We start from the raw sequence: 25,401 nt of genomic DNA, 5'->3' as shown, positions 1-25,401 counted from the left end.
GAGGGGTGCGCGCTGTCGTCCCCGATCCTAACGAGCCCGGCCCCACCCGGCCCCTCGCGCTCCTCAGCGCCGCCGCGCGGGGTCGGGGGGAGGCAGCCGGGCGGCCAGGCGCAGGGCGTCGTGGGGGGCGTGGCCGTGGGCGTCGTTGTCGAAGTGGACGAGGACGTCGGCGTGCTCGGACCACCCCCGGACCTTCTCCGCCCAGCGGTCCAGCGCGGCGTCGGAGTAGCGGTTGGAGTAGAGCTCCTCGTCCCCGTGCAGCCGGACGTGGACGAGGTCGGTGGTGACCGCCTCGAAGGTCGGCCAGCGCCCGGCCGACTCCGCGACGACGCAGGCGACGTCGTGGGCGCGCAGCACGGCGAGGGCCTCCTCGGAGCCGAAGGACTCGTGGCGCGGTTCCAGCGTGTGCCGGACCCGCCGGTCCTCCAGCCCCGGCTCGACCTCGGTGAGCACCCGGTCGGGGGCCAGCTTCGCGTCGTGGCGCCGGCCCAGCTCGGCCGCCTCCGCCACCGTCCGCGGCAGCTGGGCGAGGAAGGCGTCGAGGACCCCGGCGTCGAAGTGCACCCGCTCGGGCAGCTGCCACAGCACCGGGCCGAGGCGGTCGCCGAGGGCGAGCACCCCGGAGGCGAAGAAGTTCGCCAGCGGCGCCTCCACGTCCCGCAGCTTCTTGAGGTGGGTGATGAAGCGCCCGCCCTTGACCGCGAAGAGGAAGCCCTCCGGGGTCTGCTCGCGCCAGGAGGCGTAGGAGGTGGGCCGCTGCAGGGAGTAGAACGACCCGTTGACCTCGACGGTGTCGAAGCGGGCCGCGGCGTAGGCGAGCTCGTCGCGCTGCCGCAGCCCCTGCGGGTAGAAGTCGCCCCGCCAGGCGCGGTAGCGCCACCCGGAGATCCCGATCCGCACCTCGCCCACCGCTCCCCCTCCCGTCCACCGCGTCAGGTCACAGGGTGGGGGCGGGGCCGCCGCCCCGCCCGCCGAGCCCGCCCGCCGAGCCCCGGCGGGGCGGCGCCCGGGCCCCGGGAGGGCTGGTGGACACTCCCCGCGTGACGACACCGTGTCCGCGCACCGCCGTCCTCGGGGGCGGGGAGGTGCCCTGGGACTCCCCCGTCGCCCCGGCCGACGACGCGGGCCTGCGCGGCGACGGCTGCTTCGAGACCCTGCTGGTGCACGGCGGGGAGCCGGCGCGCGCGGTGCGGCTGGCGGAGCACCTGGACCGGTTCGCACGCGGGGCGCAGGAGCTGGAGGTCCCCTTCGACCGGGCGGGGTGGGAGGCGCTGGCCCGCTCCCTCACCGACGACGTCCCCGCGGGGGCGGAGGCCGCGCTGCGGTTGTCGCTGTCGCGCAGCGGGCTGGGGATCGCCACCCTGCGCCCGGTGCCCGCGGCGGTGCTCGCCGGGCGCGGCGGGGTCCGCGTCGTCACCCTGCCCCGGGGGACGGTCGCCGTGCCCGGCGCCCGCTGGCTGCTGGCGGCGGTGAAGACGTCGTCGTACGCGGTGAACTCGGCGGCGCTGCGCGAGGCCGCCCGCCGCGGCGCCGACGACGCGCTGTTCGTCGACGCGGGGGGTCTCGCGCTGGAGGGGCCCACGGCGAACCTGCTGTGGCGCGCGGACGGGGAGTGGCACACCCCGCCGGTGGCCGGGCGCGGGGTGCTGGCGGGCACGACGCTGGCCGCCGTGGGTCCGCACCGCGAGACCGCGCTGCGCCCGTCCCGGCTCGCCGGGGTCGACGGGGCGTGGCTGCTGTCGAGCCTGCGCGGCGCCGCGCCCGTCCTGGCCGTCGACGGCGTGCCCGTGCCCCGGGACCCCGAGCTGACCCGGTGGCTGCAGGGGATCGCCCTGGACCGTCCCGCGCCGGGCACGTCGGCGGCCCCCCGCCAGGGCGGGAGCGGGCCCGGGTGAGCGGCCCCGGGGAGGGGGGACCCCGGAGAGGTTGCGCGTTCCACCGTCGGGGACGAGGGTGAGGACGGTGCGACACGACAGCGGCGGGTCGGCCCCCGTCGACGACGGCGACCCCTCGGTCCGGTCCCTGGCCCAGGACGCGATCAGCGCCTTCGTCCACGCCCCCATCGCCGTCGCGGTGTGCGAGCCGGACGGCGTCGTGACCCGCGTCAACGACGCGGTGACCCGGCTCCTCGGCTACCCCGCGGCCGAACTGGTCGGCCGTGACCTCTTCCGCCTCGTCGACGGGCCGCTGGTGGCCGCCGCCGTCGAGGCCTGCCGCTCCCTGCGCGAGGGGACGACCTCGGCCGTGGTGCACGAGACGCGCTTCCGCACCGCCGACGGGCGTCTCCTCGACGTCCGCGTCACCACCTCCGCCGTCCGGGCGGGCACGACGGCGCACCCCCACGCGATCATGCACCTGGAGGACACCACCGACCGCGAGGACCTGCGGCGGCGGCTGCAGCACGAGGCGACCCACGACCCCCTCACCGGCCTCGGCAACCGGACCCGCTTCCTCGACGAGCTGCAGCGCGCCCTGCCCCGCGGGGAGCGCCACGGGGAACCCGTCACCGTCCTCTACCTGGACCTCGACGACTTCAAGACCGTCAACGACACCCGCGGCCACGCCACCGGCGACCGGGTCCTGCGCGCCTTCGCCGACCACCTCCGGGGCACCGTCCGCCCCGAGGACACCACCGCCCGCCTCGGCGGGGACGAGTTCGCCGTCCTGTGCGAGGGCACCACCGCGCGGGCCGCCGGGCTCGTCGTCGAGCGGCTGACCGACGGGTCGTGGGGCCGGGGCCCCGGCGACGGCGACCTGCCCCGGGTCGGGGTGACGGTGGGGGCGGCGACGTCCCCCGGCCCCGACGGCCGCCACCTGGACCCGGAGGAGCTGATGCACGCCGCCGACGCCGTCATGTACGCGGCGAAGGCCCGCCGGAGGGGGTGACCCGCCCCGGCCACGGCGAGGTCGTGAGCGCGGCCAGCGGGGCCCGCAGCTTCAGCAGCACCTCCGCCACCTCGGCGTCGGGGTCGGAGTCGAGCACGACCGCGCCGCCGGCCCCGACCCGCCACTCGTCCCCGACGAGCACCGCGGTCCGGATGACGACGGCGAGGTCCGCGGCGCCGGTGGTGGAGAACCACCCGATCGTGCCGGAGTAGATCCCGCGCGGGCGCTGTTCCAGGGCGTCGATGATCTCGGTGGTCCGCAGCTTCGGCGCCCCGGTCATCGACCCGGGCGGGAAGCAGCTGAGCAGGCAGTCCACGGCCGTGACCTCCGGGCGCAGCCGGCCGCGCACCGTGGTGACGAGCTGGTGCACCGTGGGCAGCGTCTCCACCGCCATGAGGTCGGGCACGGTGACGCTGCCGGGGACGCAGACGCGGCCGAGGTCGTTGCGCAGCAGGTCGACGACCATGAGGTTCTCCGCGCGGGTCTTCGGGTCCGCCTGCAGCGCAGCGGGATCGGAGTCCAGGGCGGCGGTCCCCTTGATGGGGCGGGTCTCCACCGCGCCCGAGGTGCCGATCCGCAGGAACCGCTCGGGGGAACTGCTCAGCACGACGACGCCGCCGATCCGCAGGTACGCGGCGTAGGGGGCGGGGTTGGCGCGCCGCAACCGCCGGTAGGCGTCGAACGGGTCGCCCGCGGCGGGGACCCGGGCCCGGGTGGTGAGGCAGATCTCGTAGCTCTCCCCCGCGACCAGCTGCCGCTGCGCGGTGAGGACGTCCTGCCGGTACCGCGCGGGCGGGGTGTCCAGGGTCACCGCGGCCTCCGGCGCGGGCGCGGGCGGCGGCAGCGGCGGGAGGTCCGCGAGGAGACCGGCGGCCTCCTCCAGCCAGGCCGGTTCCGCCTCGTCCTCGGACAGGGCCACGACCCACGTGGTGTCCTCGTCGTGGTCGACGGCGACGAACCGGTCGCAGAACACCCACGCGGCGGGCGGGGTCTCGTCCCGCCGCGACGTCGGGAACCCGCACTCGTCGCGGGCCTCGTACCCGGCCCAGCCGACGAGACCGCCGGTGAACTCGAACGGCACCGCGTCCGCGCCGGCCACCGCCCGCTCGCGCAGCCGGGCCGCGAGACCGGCGAGGGAGTCCACGACGGGCCCGGTCCCCTCGCCCAGGAACGAGAACCGCCCCGACCCCGCGCCGCGGGCGGCGGAGTCCAGCCAGAACGCCGCGTCGGAGGCGGGGAACAGGTGCGCGAACGCGCGTTCGGTGTCGACGGCCGGCCCGCAGCGGCGGGCGTGCAGGCGGTGGGGCCGCGAACCCCACCGCCGGCACCACCGCACGAAGTTCTCCACGATCAGCGCCCCGGTGGTGCTGGCCACCGATTCCGGGTGGAATTGCACCCCGACCAGCGGGCGGGACCGGTGGCGCAGCGCCATGAGCACCCCGTCCCCGGCCCACGCCAGCGGTTCCAGGCTGTCGGGCAGGGGTTCGGCGACGCGGAAGGAGTGGTAGCGGGTCGCGGCGAAGTCCTGGGGCAGGCCGGCGAGGACCGAGGTGCCGGTGTGCCGGACCCGGTCGACGAAACCGTGCCGCGGCCGGGGGGCGGGGTCCACGACCGCGCCCTCGGCCAGGGCGATCCCCTGCATCCCCAGGCACACGCCCAGCACGGGCACCTCGGCGCGGGCGAGGACGTCGGCGGAGAGGGCGAAGTCGCGGGCGTTGGCGGGGTGCCCCGGCCCGGGCGAGACGACGACACCGGCGAAGCCGCCGAGGTCGAGCTCCCCGGGGGCGACGTCGTCGTCGCTGACCACGACCGGGTCGGTGCCGGTGGCGACGGCCAGCAGCTGGACCAGGTTGTGGGTGTAGGAGTCGTGGTTGTCCACGACGAGCCAGCGCACCCGCCCAGGGTGCCAGACCGCGTCAGTCGGGGAGGACCGTGCGGTCCACCGGTTCGGGCTCGGCCGGCTGGACGCTGGTGCTGGGGAAGTCGGCCAGCGGCCCGGCCTCGGCCTGGTCCCAGTCGTCGAAGGTCAGCCCGCTCTGGAGGTACACCACGAGCAGGCGGGCCAGGGCGACGAGGCCGTCGACGTGGGCGCGCTCGTGACCGTGGCTGGAGTCCAGGCCGAAGCCGAGCAGGGCGTGGCGGGCCTCGATGCCGGCCTCCAGCGCGGGGGCCGCGTCGGAGCGGTAGTGGCGGTACACGTCGCGCACCGCGGGGATGCCGTGGGCGCGGGCCAGGGAGTGCAGCCGCCGGGACAGGTGGTAGTCGAAGGGGCCGGTCATGTCGAGCATCCCGATGCTGACCAGCTCCTCGCGGGAGTTCTGCCCGGCCGCGACGACGGCGTTGTCCACCGCGACGAGCTCGGCGACGTCGGGGGCCAGCCCGTGGGTGGCGCCGAAACCGACCTCCTCGCCGATGGTGACGAGGAACTGCGCGGTCACCGCGAGGGGGACGTCGGCGTCGTGCAGGGCCTTCAGCGCGGCCAGGCACGCGGCCAGGCCGGCCTTGTCGTCCAGGTGGCGCGACTTCACGTACCCGCCGCGGGTGAGCTGCGGCGCGGCGTCGAGGGCGACGAAGTCCCCGACCTCGACGCCGAGGGCGGCGACGTCGCGGGCGGACTCGACGGGTTCGTCGATGCGCACCTCGACCTGGTCCCAGCCCACGCCCTGGGTGTCGATCTCGTCGCCGAAGGTGTGCCCGCTGCTCTTCAGCGGCAGGACCGTGCCGGTGTACACCCGGTCGAAGTCGTCGGTGAAGATCGTCACGTGCGCGCCCTCGGCGAAGCGGGCGCTGTGGCTGCCGACGGGGACGACCTCCAGGCGGCCGCTGTCCTTGACCTGCTTGACCATCAGCCCGATGGTGTCGGCGTGCACCACCACGGCCCGCTTCACGGCGTCGGTGGCCCCGGGCAGGGTGGCGCGCAGGATCCCGCGCCGGGTCAGGTCGAAGGACAGGCCCAGGGCGTCGACGTGGGTGCCCACGACCTGCATGACGGCGTCGGTGCGCCCCGAGGGGCTCGGGATGCGCAGCAGCTCCATGAGGGTGCTCGTCAGGTACTCGACGTCGACGGGGAGGTCGACCTCCCGCGGCGTCGTCGCGGGGGGCTGGGCGTTCGTTCGCGCGTTCATCGCCCCGATCGTCTCAGGCGGCCGTGCCCAGGTGCGCACCGAGGAAGGTGACGACGCGGTGCAGCAGCTGCCGGCGCGACTCCGCGCGCCGGTAGTCGTGCCCCTCCCCGGCCAGCTCCAGGTAGTCGACGTCGCGCTCCAGCTCCCGCAGCGCGGCGACGACCTGGCGGGCCTCCCCGAGGGGGACGTTGGTGTCCAGCTCGCCGTGGACGACGAGGAGGGGGACGTCGACGGCCTCGACCCGCCGCAGCGGGGAGAGCTCCTCCAGCAGGGCGCGGTCGCGCTCGGGGTGGCCGTACTTGCTGACCGCGGCCGCCCCGATCCAGGGTTCGGTGTCGCGGTAGAAGGTCGTGAGGTCGCTCATGCCGCAGATGTCGACGCCGGCGGCGAAGACCCCCGGTGAGAACGCGAGCGAGGCGAGGACGAGGTACCCGCCGTAGGACCGTCCGGTGACCGCGATCCGCGCGGGGTCGGCCAGTCCCCGCGCCACGAGGTGCCCGGCGCTGGTCAGCACGTCGGCGAAGGCGTCGCGGCGCTTCTCGACGTCGTCGGCGTGCACGAACTCCCGCCCGAAGCCCGAGGACCCGCGCACGTTGGGGGCGAGCACGGTGACGCCCGCGGCGACGAGGGCCTGGACCAGGGGGTTGAACGTGGGCCGCTCCTGGGCCTCGGGGCCGCCGTGCAGGTACAGCGCGGCCGCTCCCGCCCCCTCGCCCGCCGCCCGGTACAGCCAGCCGGTGAGGGTCAGCCCGTCGTGGGCGGGGTAGGTCTCCAGGACGGGGACGACGAGGTCGCCCGCGGGGGGTTCCGAGGAGTGCGTGACGGGCGTCCACTCCCCCGTGGCGGTGTCGAGGTGCCACAGCTCCCGCGGCCGCAGCGGGCCCTCGACGCCGAGGACGACGCTGCGCCCGTCGCGGGAGAGCACCGGGTCGGTCGCGACGAGCCCGGGCATCCCCCGCAGCGGGGTGCGCTCGCGGGTGGTGGTGTCGAACAGCTCCAGCTCGCTCGCCCCGGCGACGTTCCACACCAGCAGCAGCAGGGTTCCCGCGTCGTCGCCGTCGACGAACTCCAGCTCGGCGTCGTCGCGGGCGGCGAGGGTCTGCGCCTCGCCGCGGTAGCCGTTGGGGCCGAACGGCATCCCCAGCAGCTGGCGCCGGGGCAGGCCGACGTCGGAGGCGAGGTAGACGTAGACGGGGCCGGTGTCGCCGGCGGGGGCCGGGCGCAGCAGGGCGACGTCGGTGGAACCCGTCGCGCCGTGCGGCAGCAGCGGCTGGTGCTCGTCGATGAGGCGGTCGACGACGACGGCGAACTGCTGGCCGCGCTCGCCGTCGACGACGACGAGGAACCGCTCCTCCTGGGACACGTCGAGGACGTGCAGGAGCCCGCCCTCGGCCAGCGGGTCCAGCCGGCCGGTGGCGGGGTCGCCCAGGAAGGCCCGGGAGGGTTTCCCCCCGGTGGCGGGGAAGGTGACGACGACGCGGTGCCCGCTGCGCGTCCAGGGACCGAGCTCGGCGTGCTCGTGGGCCTCGCCGGCGATGCGGCGGGCGTCGGTGCCGTCGGGGCGCACCACCCACACCTCGGTCCGGACCCCGCCGCCGGCGGCGACCGCGCACGCCAGCCAGCGGCTGTCCGCCGCCCACGACACCGACACCACGGGGTCCTCGGAGAGGTGGATCCGCCGCGCGGGCGGGGCCGGGCCGTCGAGGACGACGTCCTGCACCCACAGCTGCGGCAGGTCGGAGCGGTCGGAGACGAAGGCGACCCGGCGCGCGTCCGGGGTCATCGTGGGGCGCCAGCTCCCCCACGCCCCGACCAGCTCGTCGGCCAGGGCCAGGGCGGGACCGGGGGTCGGGTCCAGGGGTTCGTCGCTCACGGGCCCATGCTGCCCCACGGCCGGTGCCGGGCCTCAGCGGTGCGGGTCCTCAGCGGCGCCCGTCCGGGCGGTCGTCCTCCTCGCGCAGGATCCAGGTGTCCTTGGCGCCCCCGCCGCGGGAGGAGTTCACGACGAGGCTGCCCTCGGGGGCGACCCGGGTGAGGGCGACGTCGGCGAGGGTGCAGTCGGCCTCGGCGGTGCCCCGGACGAGCACGAAGGCCCGCAGGTCCACGTGGCGCGGTTGCAGCGTGCGGTCCCCGGAGTTCCAGCTGGGCACCGAGGACAACCGCACGACCTCCTGCGCCACCCAGCGCGCGGGGTCGGCCGCGATCTCCTGCCGCCGGGCGGCGACCTCCGCGGCCGTGGCGTGGGGACCGATGAGGACCCCCCGCCCGCCGTAGCCGTCGACGGGTTTCGTCACGAGTTCCCCCACCCGTTCCAGGACCGCGCGGCGCTCCCCCTCGTCGCCGAGCCGGTAGGTCGGCACCGACTCCAGCAGCGGTCGTTCCCCGAGGTAGTAGTTGACGAGTTCCGGCACCGAGCGGTACATGGCCTTGTCGTCGGCGACGCCGTTGCCGGGGGCGTTGGCGAGCACCACCCCGCCCTCGACGGCCACGTCGAAGACCTCCCGCCCGATCGCGCGCCCGGCGCCGTCGCGCAGGTCCGGGAGCGCGCCGTCCAGGCGCAGGTAGAGCACGCCGACGGGGTCGCCGGACGGGCGGTGCAGGACGCGGCCGCGCTGCACGTCGAGGTCGTCGGCGCCGGCGAGCAGCAACCCCGCCCCGTCGGCGAGCTTGCGGTGCTCGAACCAGGCCGCGCTGGCGGGACCGCTGGACAGCAGCACCGGGCGCGTCCCCGGGCGGGCGCGGGCCAGCAGCGTGGAGCGCAGCTGCTCGAACGCCGTCGCCGGGTCCAGCACCGCCCCCGGCCGCGGCAGGTCGGGCAGGACGGCGTCCACCACGTCGCGCGCAGCCACGGCGTAGGCGATGCCGCTGGGGTCGCGGACGTTGTCCTCCAGCACCCGCCAGCCGCCGTGCTCGTCGCGCACGAGGTCGAAACCCGCCACCGCCGCGCGCACGGCGCCGGCCGGCAACCGGGTCGCCCGCTCGTCCCAGCCCGGGGCGCCGACGACGGCGTCGCGGGGCAGCACCCCGTCGCGCAGGACGCGCTGCTCGCCGTAGACGTCGCGCAGGAAGCACTCGATCGCGCGGGCGCGCTGCACCAGCCCGCGGCGCAGCTGCCGCCACTCGTGGGGCAGGACCACGCGCGGGACGAGGTCGACGTGGAAGGGTTCCCGGCTCAGGCCCCCCGGGCCGGTGACGACGTAGGCCAGCTGCCGCTCGCGGGCCCAGGCGTCGCGCTCGGCCTCGGCGGCGGCCATCCCGGCCGGGCCCCGCCGGCGGACGTGCTCGATGACCTCCCGGTACACCGGCCGGGGCCGGGCGTTGCCCCCCACGGCCTCGTCGCCGGCCCGGGTCCGGTAGCGGCGCAGGGCGGCGGTGGCGGGCGCCTCCCCGGCGGCGGACCCGCGGGTCTCCTCCACGACGAGGCGCACCACGTCGTCCAGCTCGCCGCGCTCGACGAACGCCGCGCGCTGGCGGTCGGCGGAGTTCCCGCGGGCGAGGGTGGCCTCGGTCAGCTCGGCCACCTCCTCCCAGTCGCCGAGTTCCTCCAGCTGGGGGCGCAACCGGGTCAGCAGGGCCCGGACCGCCTCGGGGGCGGGGACGGGGCGGGGGTGCTCGGTCCCGTCGAGCAGGTTCCCCGACAGGCCGCCGCGGGCCGCCTGCCAGATCCCGGCCCGGTGCAGCGGGCTCGGCACCTGCGGCCGGGGCCGGCCCGCGAGCACGTCGAGCTCCGCGGCCCGGACCCCGGCGCGGAACAACCCGGCGATCAGCACGGCGTCGTCGACGAGCGGGCAGGCGTCGGCCACCCGCAGTTCCAGGGTGGGGGCGTGGGAGCTGGGGCGGACGTCGAAGTACGCCATCTTCTCGTCCCCGATCACCCCGGAGGCGATGAGGTCGGCGAGGAGTTCGTCGTACTGGGCGGCGGACTCCAGCGGGCCGGTGCTGCCCGCGGTCGGCCAGCGCTGCCAGACGGTGGTGCGGATGCTGGCGTAGCCGGTGTCCTGGCCGTTCCAGAACGGGGAACTGGCCGAGAGGGCCAGCAGCACGGGCAGGCTCGGCGCGACGCGCTGCATGATCTCGACGGCGAGGTCGCGGTCGGAGACGCCGACGTGGACCTGGGTCCCGCAGATGAGCTGCTCGTCGACCAGCAGCCGGTACTGCTCCTGCATGCGCCCGTAGCGCCCGGTGGCGGTGAGCTCGAAGTCGGTGAACGTCGAACGGGGGGCCGTGCCCACGGCCGCGACCCCGAGCCCGTCGCGGGCGGCGGCCTCCACCAGGCCCTTGCGCAGGCGCAGGAGTTCCTCGCGCAGTTCCGTCAGCGACGTCACCACGTCGGTGTTGGTCTCGACCGTCGTGCGCTGCAGTTCCGCGGAGTAGGAGGCGGGGTCGAGCCGGGACAGGACCTGCGGGGCGCGGGCGGACAACTGCCCGCTCCCGAGGTCGATGAGGTGCAGTTCCTCTTCCGCGCCCAGCGTCATCTCCGCACCCATCCCGTCACGCTAGACCGGATCCGGCGCGGTGCCGCCGAGAACGGAGGGCGAAACAGAACGTTTACGTGGCGGACGCCGACGGTGACGCTGGAGGTCGGAATCCTCACGCGCCGTCACCCCACCGGGGCCGTGCCAGGATGACGACGTGGACCTGCCCACCGTGCTGGAGGAGCTCTACGCGGGCCCGCCGGCCGAGTTCACCGCCACCCGCGACGCCCGCGCGCGCCGGGCCCGCGCCGAGGGCGACCGCGACCTGGCCGCCCGCGTCGCGGGGCTGCGCCGGCCGACGGTCCCCGCGTGGGCGGTGAACCTGCTCGTCCGCGAGCACCGCGAGGAGGTCGAGCGGCTGCTCGAGCTCGGGGCGGCCGTGCGGGAGGCCACGGCCGCGCTGGCCGGCCCGGAACTGCGTGAGCTCTCGGTGCAGCAGCACCGGGTGCTGGCGGCCCTGCGGGCGCGGGCCGCGCGGCTGACCCGCGCCGCGGGGGTGCGGCTGAGCCCCGAGGCCGGGGAGAAGGTCGTCCAGACGCTGCGGGCGGGGATGACCGGCCCCGCCGCGGCCGACGCGGTCCGCTCGGGGCTGCTGGTGCGGCCCCTGGAGGCGGTGGGTCTCACCGACGTGGAGGCCGACGTGGAGGGCGCGACGGCGCTCGACGCGCCGGCGCGGTCCGCGGCACCCACCCCCGCGGGGCCCGCCCCCCGGGTGGTTCCCCCGGACGAGCTGAAGGCCCGGCGGGAGGAGAAGGCCGCCCGCGAGGCCCGGCGCCGCGAGCTCGAGCTGCGGGAGCTGCGCGAGGCCGTCGCGGCGGCCCGGGAGGAGCTGGCCGAGGCCCGCGAGGAGGCCGGGGCCAGCGCGGGCGACCTGACCTCCGCCCGGCGCCGCGGCGACGACCTGGTCCGGCGGCAGGAGGACCTGCGGGCCCAGCTCGACGCCGTCACCGAGCAGCTGGAGGCGGCCGCGGGGACCCGCCGGGCGGCCGAGCGCACCGCCCGCGCCGCCGACGAGCGCGTGGCCCGCGCCGAGCGCGAGCTGGAGCGCCTGCGGGCCCGCCTGCCCGACTGAGCCGGCTCAGCGCCGGTCGGGTCAGCGCTGGTCGACGGGGCAGGTGTAGGCGGTGCGCCCGCCCACGGTCCGGGTCCCCACCGGGCTCCCGCAGCGCCGGCACGTCTCCCGCTTGTAGACCCAGCGCTCGTCGGGGGCGGTGGGGTCGGAGACGACCTGACCGGCGTCCACGCCCAGGGGCAGGAGTTCCACGGCGAGGTCCCACACCCGGCCCGCCTCGGCCTCGTCGACGCGCCGGCCGGGGTCGATCCCGGCGAGGAAGAGCAGCTCCGCGCGCCAGGCGTTGCCGATCCCGGCCCACACCGACTGGTCCAGGACCGCGGCGCCCACCGCGCCGCGGGCGGTGCCCAGGCGGCGCGCGGCCTCCTCCCGGGCCGCCGCGCCCTCGCGCAGCGGGTCCGGGCCGAGGGAGGCGAGCAGCTCGGCGCGGGCGGCCGCGTCCAACGCCTCGCACCGGCTGGGGGCGATGAGGGAGAACGCCGTCGTCTCCCCCGCCAGGCGCATCCGCGTCCCCGCCCGCGGCGGCAGCGACAGGTCCTCGGTGCGCAGGAAGATCCCCTTCATCCCCAGGTGCACGTGGACGTCGGGCGCCTGCTCGAAGGAGTACAGCAGGTGCTTGCCGTGGGCCTGCACGTCCACCAGGCGGTGCCCGTCGAAGGGGGTCGCGTCGAACCTGCCCTGCGGGCTGCTCACCGACAGCACCTGCCCGGCCAGCGCCGCGCGCTGGTCGCGGGCGTGCCGGTGCAGGGAGTGCGCCTCGGGCACCTCAGGCCCCCTGCCGCCGGGTCTCGGGGAAGAGCAGGTCCAGGAACCGCTCCGCGGTCGGGCGGGGGGCGTGGTTGGCCAGCCCGGGGCGCTCGTTGGCCTCGATGACCACGTGGTCGGGACCGGCGACGTCGGGCACCAGGAGGTCCAGCCCGGTGACGGGGATGCCGATGGCCCGGCTCGCCGCGACGGCGGCCTCCACCAGCTGCGGGTGCAGGTCGTCGGTGACGTCGTCGATGGTGCCGCCGGTGTGCAGGTTCGCCGTGCGGCGCACCTCCAGCCGCTGCCCCCGGGGCAGGACGTCGTCCAGGGCGAACCCGGCGTCGGCAACGACGGCCCGCGTCGTGTCGTCCAGGGGGATGCTGGACTCGCCGCGGGTGGCGGCCTCGCGCCGCCGGCTCTGCCGGGTCACCAGGGTCGCGATGTCGTCGTCGCCGGTGCCGATGACGGCCGCGGGGCGCCGCACGGCCGCGGCGACGACCTCGTGGTCGATGACGACGATGCGCAGGTCCTGCCCGCGGACGAGCTCCTCGACCAGCACGTCGGGGCAGTGCGAGGCGGCCTCCGCGACGGCGCGCCGCAGGTCCTCCCCGCCGCCGACCCCGACGGTGATGCCCTTGCCCTGCTCGCCCCGCGCGGGTTTCACCACGACGGGACCGGTGCGGGCCGCGAGCTCCTCGCAGGCCGCGAGCCCCGCCTCGTCGTGCAGCGGGTCCGCGCCGAGCTCCACGGCCTCGGGGACCCGCACCCCCCGGGCGGCCAGCAGCCGCCGGGTGACGCGCTTGTCGTCGCAGCGCGACATGGCGACCGCGCTGGTCAGCTCCGAGAGCGACTCCCGGGTCAGCAGCGAGCGCCCCGCGTGGGTCAGGCGCATCTCCCCGCTGGGCGCGTCGGTCACCTCCACGCGCACCCCCCGGCGCAGCGCCTCGTCGGCGATGATCCGCGCGTAGGGGTTCAGCGCGGCCAGCCCCGCCGGCTGCGGGGAGAACAGCGGCCGGTTGATGGGGTTCTTGCGCTTGACCACGACCGGCGGCGCGGGGCGGAAACCCAGCCGGCGGTACAGCGCGATGGCCCCGGCGTTGTCGTGCAGCACCGACAGGTCCAGCACCGCGCGCCCGCGGGCGACGTAGCGCTCCGCCAGGGTGCGCACCAGCGCCTCCCCCACCCCCCGCGGGGCGGCCTGCGGGTCCGCGGCCAGGCACCACAGGCTGGCGCCCTGGTCGGGGTCGCCGAAGGCCAGGACGTGGTCGACCCCCGTCACCGTCCCCACGACCTCGCGGGTGCGGGTGTCCTCGGCGACCAGGTAGGTGAACGTGCGGGTGCGGTGGTTGGCCCACATGACGTCGGCGTCGGAGGTCACCATCCCGCAGGTGGCGTAGATGCGGTTGACCTCCTCCAGCTCCGCGCGGTCGCGGACCATCCGCACGAACACGTCCGGGTTGCGGTCGCGCGGGGCGCGGTAGCGGGTCAGCGGCAGCCGGAAGGTCAGGGAGGGGTCCATGAAGAGCTCGTGCGGGGCCAGGCCCACGAGGACCTGCGGGTCGCGCACGTACATGGCGATGTCGCGCTCGCCGGTCTCCTCCGCGCGCAGGGCGTCGACGACGTCGCGCTGGTCGGTGAACGTCTGGCCGAAGACCAGGCGGCCCCACCCCATGTCGAGGACGACGTCGCGGGCCATCCCGGAGGTGAGCCAGGTCGGCGGCCGCTGCCAGCTGCGGCTGGAGATCGCGGGGACGTCGAACGTCCGGTGCCGCAACCCCGCGACGGTCGTGCGGCGCTTGGTGGTGTTCACGAGGACCCCCCTCAGCCGATGCCGTGCTGCTGCAACCACATCTCGAGCAGACCGAGCTGCCAGAGCTTGTTGCCGCGCAACGGGGTCAGTTCCCCGTTGGGGTCGCGCAGCAGGCCCTGGACGTACTCCGGCCGGAACAGCCCCCGGTCCTGCGCCGCCCGGCTGGTCAGCGCGTCCTTGACCGTCCCCAGCACCTTCCCCTCCAGGTGGGTGATGGCCGGCACCGGGAAGTAGCCCTTGGGGCGGTCGATGACCTCGCGCGGGATGACCCGGTACCCGACCCGCTTGAGGATCCCCTTGCCGCCCCCGGACAGCTGCAGCTCCGGCGGGACCGCCGCGGCGAGCTCGACGAGCTCGTGGTCCAGGAACGGGACCCGCGCCTCCAGGCCCCACGCCATCGTCGTGTTGTCGACCCGCTTCACCGGGTCGTCGACGAGCATGACCTCGGTGTCCAGGCGCAGCGCCGCGTCGACGGCGGTGTCGGCGCCGGGCCGGGCGAAGTGCTCGGCGAGGAACTCCCGGGAGACGTCGGTGGCGGTGAGCCAGCGCGGGTCCAGCACCTGCGCCATCCCGGCGTGGTCGCGGTCGAAGAACGCCCGCGCGTAGACGTCGACGCCCTGCTGGGGGGTGAGCCCGGCCAGCGGCGGGTACCAGTGGTACCCGCCGAACACCTCGTCGGCGCCCTGCCCGGACTGCACGACCTTGATGCTCTGCGAGACCTGCTGGGAGAGGAGGTCGAAGGCGGCCACGTCGTGGCTCACCATCGGTTCGCTCATCGCCCCCACCGCGTGCCCGAGGGCCCCGACGAGCTCGTCGCCGGAGACGCGGATGCGGTGGTGGTCCGTCGCGAACCGCTCGGCGATGACGTCGGAGTACTCGAACTCGTCGCCGCCGCGGCCCCCCACGGACTCGAACCCGATGGAGTAGGTCGCGAGGTCGGTCTGCCCCTGCTCGGCCAGCAGCGCGGTGATGAGGCTGGAGTCCAGCCCGCCGGAGAGCAGGACCCCCACGGGCACGTCGGACACCGTCCGCCGGCGCACCGCGGTCCGCAGCGACTCCAGGACCGCGTCCTCCCAGTCCCGTTCGGAGAACCCCGCGAACTCCTCGCGGCGCACGTGGTCCGGCGCCCAGTAGCGGTGCTCGCGGCTGGTCCCGTCCGCCTCGAGGACCCGCACGGTGGCCGGCGGCAGCTTCCGGACCCCCTGCAGCACCGTGCGCGGCGCGGGGACGACGGCGTGCCAGGAGAGGTAGTGGTGCAGGGCGACCGGGTCGATCGTGGTGTCGACGTCGCCCCCGGCCAGCAGCGCGGGCAGCGTCGAGGCGAACCGCAGCCGGCCCGGGGTCTCGGCCAGGTAGAGCGGCTTGATCCCCAGCCGGTCGCGCATGAGGACCACGCGCCCGGAGTCGCGCTCGTGGAGGACGACGGCGAACATCCCGACCAGGTGGTCGACGACGTCGACGCCCCACCGGTGGTAGCCCTTGACGATGACCTCGGTGTCGGAGGTCGAGGTGAACCGGTAGCCGTGCCCGGCGAGTTCCGCGCGCAGCTCGGGGTAGTTGTAGATGCAGCCGTTGAAGACGGCGGTCAGCCCCAGCTCGGGGTCCTGCATGGGCTGCGCCCCGCAGGCCGACAGGTCGATGACCGACAGCCGCCGGTGCCCGAAGGCCACCCGCCCCTGCGCCCAGACGCCCTCGCCGTCCGGACCGCGGGCCGCCATGGTCTCGGACATCCGCTGCACGGCGGCGACGTCCGCCGCCCGCCCGTCGAACCTGACTTCACCGCAGAGACCGCACATGGCGCCTCATCCAACCGCGAGATCAGCCCGGCGGCCAGGTGAAGCCCCGGCCCCCGAGGACGTGGCCGTGCACGTGGAAGACCGACTGCCCCACGGCGGTGCCGGTGTTGAAGACCAGGCGGTACTCCCCCCCGCAGCGCTCGTCGGCGATCCGCTGGGCCACCTCCACCAGCCGGGCCAGGGTCGCCGGGGCGGCCGCGGCGAGCTGGGCGACGTTCTCGTGGCGCTCGCGCGGGATCACCAGCACGTGCACGGGGGCCTGGGGGTTCACGTCCTCGAAGGCGACGACGAGGTCGTCGGAGTGGACGATCGTGGCGGGGACCTCACCGGCCACGATCCGCAGGAACAGGTCGTCGGGAGCGCGCTGCACGCGCGAGACCTCGCTCATGCCCGCACGCTACCCGGCGGCCGGCCGGGGCCGGGCGCGGATGGTCCCCGGATCGCCTCGGGTTGGATGTCAACCGTGACCCCCCGTGACCCGTCTACCTCCCGTGAGGGGAACGGAGGAGCGCGTGGTCGTGCCCGCTGAGCCGGCCGACGACCCGCGCTCGTGGAGCGCCGACGAGGCGGTCAGCGCGCTCTACGCGGCGCACTGGCGGCGCTTCGTCGCGCTCGCGAGCTCGCTGATGGGTGAGTCCGCGAGCGCCGAGGAGGTCGTGGCCGACGCCTTCGTGACCCTGCACGGTCGGTGGAACCGGTTGTCGGACAAGGGCTCCGCCGTCGCGTACCTGCGCACCAGCGTGGTGAACGGGGCCCGGGACGTGCTGCGGCACCGCGTCGTCACCGACCGCAGGCGACCGCTGCCGGACCCGGCCCCCGACGGGCCGGAGGAGCACGCGGTGCGGGCCGCCGAGCACCGGATGGTGCTGGGGGCCCTGGACGCGCTGCCCACCCGGCAGCGGGAGGTCCTGGTGCTGCGGTACCAGGGCGAGATGTCCGAGGAGGACATCGCCGCCGCCCTCGGCATCAGCCGGGGCGCGGTCAAGACCCACGCGCACCGCGGGCTGTCCGCGCTGCGCACGGCCCTGAGCCTGGAGGAGACCCCGTGAGCGACCGGACACCCCTGGGTCCGCTGCCGGACCCCGACGGCGACGGCGAGCTGAGCCCCACCGCGCGACGGCTGCGCGAGGCCCTGGCCGCGCGTGCGGCCGGGGTGCACCCCACCGACCGCCTCGAGGAGATCCACGTGACCAGCCGCGCCGACCGCCGTCGTTCCCGCACCCGCGCCGTGGTGGCGGCCGCCGGGGTCGCCGCCGTCGTCGTGGTCGGCGGCGGCGGGTACGCCCTGGCCCAGCGCGACGGCGGCAGCGTCCGGACCGTCGCCGGCTCCCCGGCGGCGGCACCCGCGTCCTCCACGACGACGACGGCGGCGGGCGCGGGGACGCCCGGGGCCACCGCCCCGGCCGCGGCCCCGGCCCCCGCCACGGCGAGCGGGTCCACCGGGCCGGCGACCGCGGCCACCAGCGCCCCGGCCACCTCGACCCCGACGGGCGCCGCCGCGCCCGCGCTGCCCACGGGCGCGGCGCGGGTCCCGGTGTACTGGACCGGGGGCGGGAAGCTGTTCCGGGAGTTCACCCCCGTCCCCGGCGGGCGCGACGACGCCACGAACGCCCTGCAGGTCCTGCTGGGCGGCACGGCGGCCGACGCGGACTACCGCACGTCGTGGGGCGTTGACCCGGCGGCGGAGGTGACCCGGGACGGGTCCGGCGCCTACGTCGTCGACGTCTCCGCGGCCGCGGTGTCCACGCCCCTGAGCGCGCCGGAGGCCGAGCTGGCCGTGCAGCAGCTCGTGCACACGGTGACGGCCGCGGGCGGCGGCAGCGCCCCGGTGCGCCTGCTCGTCGACGGGCGCGAGGGCGCGACGGTGTTCGGGTCCCACCGGGTCCCGGCCGCCGTGGAGCGCGCCCCGCAGGTCGACGTGCAGGCCCCGGCGTGGATCACGCAGGTCACCCCCGGCGCGGGTTCGGTGACCGTGGCGGGGGTGGGGACGGCGTTCGAGGGGACGCTGCTCTGCACGCTGACCGACGCCGCGGGCGTCGAGGTGGCGCGCGAGCCCGTGCAGGCGGGCGCGAACGGGACCTTCGGGGAGTTCTCCCTCGCGGTGGCGGCACCGGCGGGGACGTACACCGTGGCGGTGTTCGCGCCCGACGAGTCCGGCGGCGAGGGTCCGGTGGCGGTGGGCGACACCAAGACGGTCACCGTCCGCTGACCGGGCGGCGGGACGCGGCGGGGTCCGGGGCGGGGTCCGGGGCGGGGGACGGCGGGCCGCTCGTCGACGCCGTGCGCGGGGCCTGGCGGGAGCTGGCCGGCCCGCCGGCGCGCTTCGGCACCGCGCCCGGCGTCCGGGTCGCGGTGGCCCCCGCCTCCCGCCTGTGCCCCCCGGGCTGGTGCGGTGTCGTGGTCGTCGCCGGGGCGGTCCTGGCCACCGCGCCCGACCCCGCCCGGGCCCGGGCCCTGGAGCCCGTCCTCGACGACCTCCTGACCGCGCGGCCCCCCGGCCCGGTCCGGCTCACCGCCGCGTCGGTGACGGCGCTGGCGACGGCGCTGGCGACGGCGTTCCCGGCGGGTGACGTCCTCGGCCCCGCCGACCTCGCCTACTCCCCCGCCCCGGTGGGCCGCCCCGCCGACGACGCGGCCCCCGTGCGCGCCCTCGCCGGCACCGACCCGCTCGTCGCGGCGCTGCTGGCCGCCTGCCCCGCCGACGACGTCGCGGAGGCGGCCGTGGGGGCCACCACCTCCCCGGTCTTCGCCGTCGTGCGCGACGGCGCGGCGCTGGCCGTCGCCGGCTACGAGCGCTGGCCCGGCGGCGTCGCCCACCTGAGCGTGCTGACCCGTCCCGACGCGCGCGGGACCGGCCTGGCCCGGGCGGTGGCCGCCGTCGCCACCGACCACGCCCACCGCGCCGGGCTCCTGCCGCAGTGGCGGGCCCGCCCGCCGGCCTCGGTGCGCGTCGCCCGGGCCCTGGGGTACCGCTCGCTGGGGCAGCAGCTGAGCCTGCGCCCGGGGACCTGACGGGCCCCCACCCGCCCCTGCGGTGCTCGCCGCCCCCGGAAGGGGGTCACCCGGACGGCTCAAGGGATCGTCCCCGGGTGCCGAGGTCGGGAGAGCGTCGAACCGCCGGCCCACCCGGGCCTGGACGCAGCCGTCCGAGCCAGGGAGACCGATGACCACGACCACCGCGGAGCGCGAGCCACGGGTCCCCGTGCGCCCCACCGGGCAGGAGCGCACCTTCTCGCCCGACGAGCTGATCGTCTCCAAGACCGACCCGCGCGGGATCATCACCTACGCCAACGACGTGTTCCTGCGGGTGGGCGCCTTCGAGCGCGACGAGGTCATCGGCCGCCCGCACAACGTCATCCGCCACCCCGACATGCCCAAGGCCGTCTTCAAGCTGCTGTGGGACACCGTCTCCAGCGGGCGCGAGCTGTTCGCCTACGTCAACAACCTCGCCGCCGACGGGGCGAACTACTGGGTCCTGGCGCACATCACCCCCACGAAGGACCCCGCCGGGCGGATCTCGGGGTACCACTCCAACCGCCGCAAGCCCGCCCAGGAGGGTGTGCGCGCGGCGAGCGCCCTGTACGACGTGCTGCTGGCCGAGGAGCGCCGCCACAGCGGCGGCCGGGCGGCGGTGGAGGCCTCCAGCGCGCTGCTCGAGCGGCTGCTGGCCGAGCGCGGCACGTCCTACGAGGAGTTCATCTGGTCCATCGTCCCCGAGGAGGTCCGACCGTGAAGCTGTTCACCCGGGGGGCGAGGTCGGTCACCGACGAGGCGGCCCTGTACCGCGACGTCGTCCGCCAGGTCGCCGAGGTCTGCGACCGGGCCGCCGCCGGCGACCTCGAAGCCCGCGTCGGCGGGATCGCCGGGGCCGCCGCGGTCCCGGAGCTGGTGCAGCTCGAGAACTCCGTGAACCGTTCCCTCGACGTCTCCGACGCCTTCGTGCGCGAGGCCGGGGAGGTCCTCACCGCGGCGGCCGAGGGGCGCTTCCACCGCCGGCTGCTGACCGGTGGTCTCGGCGGGGCGTTCCGCCACTCCGCCGCGGCGATCAACGCCGGGCGCACCACGATGCGAGCCGGCTCCAGCGTCGTGGAGGAGGCCCGCACGGCCCGCCTCGCCCTGGCCGACGACTTCGAGGCCGGGGTGCTCGGCGTCTCCGAGCAGCTAGCCACCGCCTCCACCGAGCTCAGCGCCTCCGCGCAGGGCCTGGCCACCGCCGCCGGCGCCGCGAGCGCCGAGGCCGACCGGGCCACGCTCACGATGCAGGCCCTGACCGAGGCCTCCCGGGAGATCCAGCAGGTCGTCTCCGTCATCAACGCGATCGCCGACCAGACGCGGCTGCTGGCGCTCAACGCCACCATCGAGGCCGCGCGCGCCGGGGAGGCCGGCAAGGGCTTCGCCGTCGTGGCGGCCGAGGTCAAGGAGCTGGCCGACCAGTCCGCGCGGGCCACCGAGCAGGTCAGCCAGCGGGTCGACAGCATCCGGCAGAACGCCCAGGACGCGGTCAGCGCGATCAGCGGGGTCGGCGTCACGATCGGGGAGATGAACGGGCTCGTCGACGGCGTGCGCACCGCGGTGGACGGCTCCGCGGGGTGGGGCCCGACCGGTGACACCACCGGGCTGTCCCAGCTCGCCGAGGAGCTGCGCACCCAGATCAGCGCCTTCCTGGCGGGCATGCGCAGCTGAGGGCACCGCCCCGGCGGGGGCCGGTACCCCGCCGGGGGCGCCGGACCCGCCGGGGCGGCCGACCCGTCAGCGGCCGGAGAACTTCCCGCGCAGCTTGGAGAACACGCCCTGGTGGGCGGGGGCGAGCTTGCCCGCGGGGCGGACCTCCCCGCGCAGCTCCGCGAGGCGGCGCAGGAGCTCCTCCTGCTCGTCGTCGAGGTCGCGGGGGGTGGTGACCTCCAGGGTGACGAGCAGGTCGCCGCGGCCCTGGGCGCGCAGGTGCTCGGCGCCCTTCTGCTTGAGGGTGATGACCTCCCCGCCCTGGGTGCCGGGACGGACGTCGACCTCCTCGGCGCTCCCGTCGAGGGTCTCCAGCGGGATGCTCGCGCCGAGCGCGGCGGCCGTCATCGGCACGTGCAGGGTGCAGAGCAGGTCGTCGCCGTTGCGGGAGAAGACCGGGTGCGGGCGCTCGTGGATCTCGACGTAGAGGTCCCCGGGGGGGCCGCCGGCGGTGCCCACCTCGCCCTGGGAGGCGAGCTGGATGCGGGTGCCGGTGTCCACCCCGGCGGGGATGCGGATGGTCAGGGGACGGCGGGCGCGGGTGCGGCCCTCCCCGTTGCACTCCAGGCAGGGCGAGGGCAGCACCGTGCCGTACCCGTGGCAGGTGGGGCAGGGCGCGGTCGTCATCACCTGGCCGAGCAGCGAGCGGACGACGCGCTGCACCGAGCCCTGGCCGTGGCAGATGTCGCAGGTCGCGGGGCTGGTGCCGGGCTGGCAGCAGGAACCCTGGCAGGTCGTGCACAGCACGGCGGTGTCGACCTGGATGGAGCGCTCCCCGCCGAAGGCGGCCTCGGCGAGGTCGACGTCGACGCGGATGAGGGCGTCCTGGCCGCGCTGGGTGCGGCTGGCGGGCGCACCGGGCCGGCCGCCGCCGCCCTGGCCGAAGAACGCGTCCATGATGTCGGAGAACCCGAAACCGGCGCCGAAGCCGCCGGCCGCGCCCCCGGGCATCGACCCGCCGCGGTCGTAGGCGGCGCGCTTGTCGGGGGTGGAGAGCGTCTCGTAGGCCTGGGAGACCTCCTTGAACTTCTCCCCCGCGTCGGGGTCGCTGGTGACGTCGGGGTGGAGCTTGCGCGCGAGCTTGCGGTACGCGCGCTTGATGTCCTCCGCCGAGGCGTCGCGGGAGACGCCGAGGACGTCGTAGTAGTCGCTCACGGGGTCGGGGTTCTCCTGTCGGGGCTCTTCATCACTGGGCGATCACGGGGCGGGTCACTGGGCGAGGATGCGGGAGACGTAGCGCGACACCGCGCGCACCGCGGCCATCGTCGTCGGGTAGTCCATCCGGGTCGGCCCGAGGACGCCGAGCCGGGCGAGCACGGTGTCCGGGCCGGTCCCGTAGCCGCTGGTGACCACCGAGGTCCCGTCGAGACCCAGGTGCAGGTTCTCGGCGCCGATGCGGACGGTGAGACCGCCGCGGTCGGAGTCCTCGGTGAGCTCCTGGACCAGCCGCAGCAGCACGACGTGCTCCTCGAGGGCCTCCAGGACGCTGCCGAGGGAGGTGGAGAGGTCCGCGCCGGACTTCACGAGGTTGGCGGTGCCGGCGATGACGACCCGTTCCTCCAGCCCGGCGGTGAGGCAGTCCCCCAGCGCCACCGCGACCTCCGCGGCGACCGCGAGGTCGCCCGGCGGGGTCTGCTGCACCAGGTCGGTGAGGTCCTCGCGCGCGTCGCGCAGCCGCTTGCCGACGACGCGGGCGTTGACGCGGGTGCGCAGCGCCGCGAGCGCGGCGGCCAGGGACTCCGGGTCGGCGGCGGAGCGGACGTCGAGGACGCGCTGCTCCACGCGCCCGGAGTCGGTGATGAGGACCAGCAGCGCGCTGCGGCCGCCGACGGGGACGAGCTCCACGTGGCGGACCGCGGCGCGCGAGAGCGAGGGGTACTGGACCACGGCGGCCTGGCGGGTGATCTGGGCCAGCAGCCGCACGGTCCGGTCGACGATGTCGTCGACGTCGTCGGCGCCCTCGAGGAACGTCTGGATGGCGCGCTTCTCGGCCGGCGACATCGGCTTGACGTTGGCGAGGCGGTCGACGAAGAGCCGGTAGCCCTTGTCGGTGGGGATGCGCCCGGCGCTGGTGTGGGGCTGGGTGATGTACCCCTCCTCCTCCAGCACGGCCATGTCGTTGCGGATCGTGGCCGGGGAGACGCCGAGCTGGTGGCGCTCGACGAGGGCCTTGGAGCCGACGGGTTCGTGGCTGGAGACGTAGTCCTCCACGATCGCGCGCAGCACCGCCAGCCTGCGGTCGTCGCTCATCCCGTCCTCCCGCCCCTCCGTCGCCCATCCCCGACACCCGGCCGCTGGCACTCGACACGGCCGAGTGCCAAGTCTAGGCCGAACGTCCCCGCCGCGCCTCCACCCTCTCCCGCGCGCGCCTGGTTAGCGTGCCGGGGTGACGTCCCAGGGCCCCCGCTACACCGACCGGTACGGCAGCGACGTGCTGTCCTCCGACCCCCACGCCCGCTCCCACCCCAAGCCGACGCACCGCGAGCAGCCCGCGGTGCGCGGGCTCGTCGTGCAGGACGTCGAGACCGGCTGGCGCGGGGCCGTCGTGCGGGTCGAGAAGAGCGGCGGCGTGCACGTCGTCGTCCTGCAGGACGAGGCGGAGCGCACCCGGGCCTTCCCGCTGGGGCCGGGGTTCTGGGTCAAGGGGCAGCCCGTGCGCCTGGTGGCCCCGAAGGCCGCCGCGCCGCAGCGCCCCACCCGCACCGCCAGCGGGTCCGTCGCCGTCACCGGCGTCGCGGCCCGGACCGCGCGCGCCTCCCGGATCCTCGTCGAGGGCCGCCACGACGCGGAGCTGGTGGAGCGGGTCTGGGGCGACGACCTGCGCGTGGAGGGCGTCGTGGTGGAGATGCTCGACGGCGTCGACGACCTCGACGCCGCGATCCGCTCCTTCGGCCCCCGCCCCGGCCGGCGGATCGGGGTGCTGGTGGACCACCTCGTGCCCGGGTCGAAGGAGTCGCGGATCGTGGCGCGGGTCGACGCGAACCCGCACGTGCTCGTGCTGGGCCACCCCTTCGTCGACGTGTGGCAGTCGGTGCGCCCGCAGCGGCTGGGCTGGGAGCGCTGGCCCACCGTCCCGCGCGGGCAGGACTGGAAGCACGGGATCCTCGCCGAGCTCGGCTGGCCGCACGCCACCCAGGCCGACGTCGCGCACGGCTGGAAGCGGATCCTGGGGACGGTGCGCAGCTACGCCGACCTGGAGCCCGCGCTGCTGGGGCGGGTGGAGGAACTCGTCGACTTCGTCACCGCGGACCTGGCGGACCGCTGAGCCAGACGTCAGGATCGGGGGGTGAGCGAATCCCCGTACCCGCCGCCGCAGCCGCACCAGCCGTACCCCCCGGCGACGATGTCGCCGTCCGACGAGCGGATGTGGGGGATGTTCGGGCACCTGTCCGCGATCGCCGCCGCGCTGTTCACGGTCGTCACCCTGTCCTTCCTCGGTCCGCTGGTCGTCTTCCTCGTCTTCAAGGACCGCAGCGCCTTCGTGCGCGGGCACAGCGCCGAGGCGCTGAACATGACGATATCCCTGGTGGTCTACGAGGTCGTCCTGGCCGTGGTCTGCACGATCGTCAGCGTCGTGACCCTCGGGTTCGGCGCGGGGGTGTTCGTCCTGCTGGCCGTGCCGGGGCTGGTCGCCCTCGTCTTCGCGGTCCTCGCCGCCGTCGCGGCCAACCGCGGCCAGGTGTACCGCTACCCGCTGATCTTCCGGCTGGTGCGCTGAGCCGCGCTCAGGCCAGGGCGCGCAGGTCGCCCACCGGGTCCGGGCCCATCGGGACGAGCGCGACGGTGCTGACCCCGGCCCGGGCGTAGTCGTCCAGGCGCCGGCGCACGGTCGCGGCCGGGCCCACCAGGCAGCACGCCTCCAGCAGGCCCGCGGGCACCGCGTCCGCGGCCTCGCGCCGGCGGCCGGCGAGGAAGTGGTCCTGCACCTCGTCCACGGCGTCGGCGAACCCCAGCCGCCGCCCCAGGTCGGCGTAGAAGTTCTGCTCCTTCGAGCCCATCCCGCCCAGGTACAGGGCCAGGTGGCGGCGCACCGGCTCCTCCGCGGCGGCGCGCTCCTCCCCCGCGGCGCCGGTGAGCACGAGCGGGACGCTCGCGGTGACCTCGAAGCCCGCGGCCGGTGCGAGCGCCGCGCTGCGGCGGGAGAACCCCACCCGCAACCGGTCGAAGGACTGCGCGGAGTCCTCCGGGACGAGCAGCGACGGCAGCCAGCCGTCGGCGACCTCCCCGGCCAGCTCGACGTTGCGCGGGCCCACCGCGGCGAGGTGGATCGGCAGGCCGGGACGGACCGCGGGCTGCATGAGGCGCAGCGGGACCCCCGGCCCGCCCGGCAGCGGCAGGCGCAGGTGCTCGCCCTCGTAGCGGGACGGCTCGCGCGCCAGCAGCGCCCGCACGACGTCGACGTACTCGCGGGTGCGGGCCAGCGGCTTCGCGAACGGCTGGCCGTACCAGCCCTCGGCGACCTGGGGCCCGGACACCCCCAGGCCGAGGCGGAAGCGCCCGCCGGAGAGCCCGTCCAGCGTCGCGGCCGTCATCGCGGTCATGGCCGCGGCCCGGGCGGGGACCTGCAGGACCGCCGAGCCCAGGCCGATGCGCGAGGTCGCCCCGGCCAGCAGGCCCAGCACGCTCACGGCGTCGGTGCCGTAGGCCTCCGCGACCCACACCGAGCCGTAGCCGGCGTCCTCCGCGGCCCGGGTGAGGGCGATCGCGCGCTGCGCGGCCGGGGCGACGGGGCCGGTGAGGTATCCGACGCTGAGTCCGAGTTCCATCC

General features: G+C 76.3%; 22 protein-coding genes. 10 read left to right on the top strand and 12 right to left on the bottom strand.

The genetic code is table 11. The annotated features are described in order from the left end of the window. Window positions 1-63 precede the first annotated feature (63 nt). The gene (locus KRAD_RS17030) at window positions 64-909 is read right to left on the bottom strand and encodes a DUF72 domain-containing protein (protein WP_012086889.1); all 846 of its coding nucleotides are present in this window, start codon (window positions 907-909) and stop codon (window positions 64-66) included. A 131-nt stretch (window positions 910-1,040) separates the two neighbouring features. On the opposite strand from KRAD_RS17030, the gene KRAD_RS17025 reads away from it, so the two are divergent. Both KRAD_RS17025 and KRAD_RS17020 read left to right on the top strand, forming a co-directional pair. Further along, entirely contained in the window at window positions 1,041-1,895 is an 855-nt protein-coding gene (locus KRAD_RS17025) for an aminotransferase class IV (RefSeq protein WP_049821259.1), read from the top strand. 67 nt (window positions 1,896-1,962) lie between these two features. Beyond that, window positions 1,963-2,886, top strand: coding sequence for a GGDEF domain-containing protein (locus tag KRAD_RS17020; RefSeq protein ID WP_049821258.1), 924 nt, complete (start codon window positions 1,963-1,965; stop codon window positions 2,884-2,886). On the opposite strand, the gene KRAD_RS17015 is transcribed toward KRAD_RS17020, so the two are convergent. Genes KRAD_RS17015 through KRAD_RS17000 form a run of 4 tightly spaced genes read right to left on the bottom strand, consistent with a single transcriptional unit; the run spans window position 2,852 to window position 10,498 of the window. Beyond that, complete coding sequence (locus tag KRAD_RS17015) at window positions 2,852-4,780, bottom strand: chorismate-binding protein (protein WP_083782107.1); 1,929 nt, start codon at window positions 4,778-4,780, stop codon at window positions 2,852-2,854. The genes KRAD_RS17020 and KRAD_RS17015 overlap by 35 nt on opposite strands. 22 nt (window positions 4,781-4,802) lie before the next feature. After that, window positions 4,803-6,011: an osmoprotectant NAGGN system M42 family peptidase gene (locus KRAD_RS17010; RefSeq protein WP_012086885.1), complete on the bottom strand. Its 1,209-nt coding sequence runs from the start codon at window positions 6,009-6,011 to the stop codon at window positions 4,803-4,805. 13 nt (window positions 6,012-6,024) lie between these two features. Continuing rightward, window positions 6,025-7,884: a S9 family peptidase gene (locus tag KRAD_RS17005; protein WP_012086883.1), complete on the bottom strand. Its 1,860-nt coding sequence runs from the start codon at window positions 7,882-7,884 to the stop codon at window positions 6,025-6,027. A gap of 49 nt (window positions 7,885-7,933) precedes the next feature. Beyond that, window positions 7,934-10,498: a carboxylate--amine ligase/circularly permuted type 2 ATP-grasp protein gene (locus KRAD_RS17000; protein WP_041292175.1), complete on the bottom strand. Its 2,565-nt coding sequence runs from the start codon at window positions 10,496-10,498 to the stop codon at window positions 7,934-7,936. Window positions 10,499-10,643: 145 nt separating this feature from the next. Here KRAD_RS17000 and KRAD_RS24535 point away from each other — a divergent pair, with 145 nt between their 5' ends. Then, a complete protein-coding gene (locus KRAD_RS24535; protein WP_012086881.1) occupies window positions 10,644-11,558 on the top strand; it encodes a hypothetical protein in 915 nt (304 codons plus the stop codon). A 21-nt stretch (window positions 11,559-11,579) separates the two neighbouring features. Here KRAD_RS24535 and KRAD_RS16990 read toward each other — a convergent pair whose 3' ends face one another. The 4 genes from KRAD_RS16990 to KRAD_RS16975 all read right to left on the bottom strand — a co-directional run bounded on the left by KRAD_RS16990 (window position 11,580) and on the right by KRAD_RS16975 (window position 16,299). Beyond that, a complete protein-coding gene (locus KRAD_RS16990; protein ID WP_012086880.1) occupies window positions 11,580-12,323 on the bottom strand; it encodes a DNA-formamidopyrimidine glycosylase family protein in 744 nt (247 codons plus the stop codon). 1 nt (window position 12,324) lies between these two features. Then, on the bottom strand, window positions 12,325-14,049 hold the full coding sequence (gene ngg, locus KRAD_RS16985; RefSeq protein WP_420812240.1) for an N-acetylglutaminylglutamine synthetase: 1,725 nt from the start codon (window positions 14,047-14,049) through the stop codon (window positions 12,325-12,327). A 77-nt stretch (window positions 14,050-14,126) separates the two neighbouring features. Beyond that, the gene (locus tag KRAD_RS16980) at window positions 14,127-15,911 is read right to left on the bottom strand and encodes an N-acetylglutaminylglutamine amidotransferase (RefSeq protein ID WP_012086878.1); all 1,785 of its coding nucleotides are present in this window, start codon (window positions 15,909-15,911) and stop codon (window positions 14,127-14,129) included. A gap of 22 nt (window positions 15,912-15,933) precedes the next feature. Further along, window positions 15,934-16,299, bottom strand: coding sequence for an HIT domain-containing protein (locus tag KRAD_RS16975; protein ID WP_012086877.1), 366 nt, complete (start codon window positions 16,297-16,299; stop codon window positions 15,934-15,936). A gap of 124 nt (window positions 16,300-16,423) precedes the next feature. Here KRAD_RS16975 and KRAD_RS16970 point away from each other — a divergent pair, with 124 nt between their 5' ends. From KRAD_RS16970 to KRAD_RS27880, 5 genes are all read left to right on the top strand, one after another. Next, window positions 16,424-16,960: a SigE family RNA polymerase sigma factor gene (locus tag KRAD_RS16970; RefSeq protein ID WP_049821257.1), complete on the top strand. Its 537-nt coding sequence runs from the start codon at window positions 16,424-16,426 to the stop codon at window positions 16,958-16,960. Then, window positions 16,957-18,120, top strand: a complete 1,164-nt coding sequence (locus KRAD_RS16965; RefSeq protein ID WP_012086875.1) for a Gmad2 immunoglobulin-like domain-containing protein — start codon at window positions 16,957-16,959, stop codon at window positions 18,118-18,120. Before KRAD_RS16970 ends, KRAD_RS16965 begins: the two co-directional genes overlap by 4 nt. Before the next feature lie 71 nt (window positions 18,121-18,191). Further along, complete coding sequence (locus KRAD_RS16960) at window positions 18,192-18,923, top strand: GNAT family N-acetyltransferase (protein ID WP_012086874.1); 732 nt, start codon at window positions 18,192-18,194, stop codon at window positions 18,921-18,923. Between the two features lie 151 nt (window positions 18,924-19,074). Continuing rightward, window positions 19,075-19,644 (top strand): PAS domain-containing protein, encoded by a 570-nt coding sequence (locus KRAD_RS16955; RefSeq protein WP_012086873.1) that lies wholly within the window; start codon window positions 19,075-19,077, stop codon window positions 19,642-19,644. A gap of 332 nt (window positions 19,645-19,976) precedes the next feature. Further along, window positions 19,977-20,594 (top strand): methyl-accepting chemotaxis protein, encoded by a 618-nt coding sequence (locus KRAD_RS27880; protein WP_157873935.1) that lies wholly within the window; start codon window positions 19,977-19,979, stop codon window positions 20,592-20,594. 66 nt (window positions 20,595-20,660) lie between these two features. Here the strand turns inward: KRAD_RS27880 and dnaJ are convergent, their stop codons facing one another. Both dnaJ and hrcA read right to left on the bottom strand, forming a co-directional pair. Next, entirely contained in the window at window positions 20,661-21,788 is a 1,128-nt protein-coding gene (dnaJ, locus tag KRAD_RS16945) for a molecular chaperone DnaJ (protein WP_012086871.1), read from the bottom strand. A 54-nt stretch (window positions 21,789-21,842) separates the two neighbouring features. Further along, window positions 21,843-22,883, bottom strand: coding sequence for a heat-inducible transcriptional repressor HrcA (gene hrcA / locus KRAD_RS16940; RefSeq protein ID WP_012086870.1), 1,041 nt, complete (start codon window positions 22,881-22,883; stop codon window positions 21,843-21,845). A gap of 136 nt (window positions 22,884-23,019) precedes the next feature. Between hrcA and KRAD_RS16935 the strand changes: the two genes are divergently transcribed. Both KRAD_RS16935 and KRAD_RS16930 read left to right on the top strand, forming a co-directional pair. Beyond that, window positions 23,020-23,898: a DUF3097 domain-containing protein gene (locus KRAD_RS16935; protein WP_012086869.1), complete on the top strand. Its 879-nt coding sequence runs from the start codon at window positions 23,020-23,022 to the stop codon at window positions 23,896-23,898. A 21-nt stretch (window positions 23,899-23,919) separates the two neighbouring features. Further along, the gene (locus KRAD_RS16930) at window positions 23,920-24,351 is read left to right on the top strand and encodes a DUF4870 domain-containing protein (RefSeq protein WP_012086868.1); all 432 of its coding nucleotides are present in this window, start codon (window positions 23,920-23,922) and stop codon (window positions 24,349-24,351) included. Window positions 24,352-24,358: 7 nt separating this feature from the next. On the opposite strand, the gene KRAD_RS16925 is transcribed toward KRAD_RS16930, so the two are convergent. Next, on the bottom strand, window positions 24,359-25,399 hold the full coding sequence (locus KRAD_RS16925; protein ID WP_012086867.1) for an LLM class F420-dependent oxidoreductase: 1,041 nt from the start codon (window positions 25,397-25,399) through the stop codon (window positions 24,359-24,361). Window positions 25,400-25,401 lie beyond the last annotated feature (2 nt).

The organism is Kineococcus radiotolerans SRS30216 = ATCC BAA-149, from assembly GCF_000017305.1.
In the GTDB taxonomy this organism is placed as follows: domain Bacteria; phylum Actinomycetota; class Actinomycetes; order Actinomycetales; family Kineococcaceae; genus Kineococcus; species Kineococcus radiotolerans.
Note: the sequence above shows the minus strand (reverse complement) of the source record. Positions and strands in the feature narration are given on the sequence as shown.

What these genes read in the sequence shown, in the direction of transcription:
- KRAD_RS17010 (WP_012086885.1), bottom strand. Translation starts at nt 6,011, where the DNA reads ATGAACGCGCGAACGAACGCCCAGCCCCCCGCGACGACGCCGCGGGAG.
- KRAD_RS17000 (WP_041292175.1), bottom strand. Translation starts at nt 10,498, where the DNA reads ATGGGTGCGGAGATGACGCTGGGCGCGGAAGAGGAACTGCACCTCATC.
- KRAD_RS16980 (WP_012086878.1), bottom strand. Translation starts at nt 15,911, where the DNA reads ATGTGCGGTCTCTGCGGTGAAGTCAGGTTCGACGGGCGGGCGGCGGAC.
- KRAD_RS16975 (WP_012086877.1), bottom strand. Translation starts at nt 16,299, where the DNA reads ATGAGCGAGGTCTCGCGCGTGCAGCGCGCTCCCGACGACCTGTTCCTG.
- KRAD_RS16955 (WP_012086873.1), top strand. Translation starts at nt 19,075, where the DNA reads ATGACCACGACCACCGCGGAGCGCGAGCCACGGGTCCCCGTGCGCCCC.
- KRAD_RS27880 (WP_157873935.1), top strand. Translation starts at nt 19,977, where the DNA reads ATGCGAGCCGGCTCCAGCGTCGTGGAGGAGGCCCGCACGGCCCGCCTC.
- hrcA (WP_012086870.1), bottom strand. Translation starts at nt 22,883, where the DNA reads ATGAGCGACGACCGCAGGCTGGCGGTGCTGCGCGCGATCGTGGAGGAC.
- KRAD_RS16925 (WP_012086867.1), bottom strand. Translation starts at nt 25,399, where the DNA reads ATGGAACTCGGACTCAGCGTCGGATACCTCACCGGCCCCGTCGCCCCG.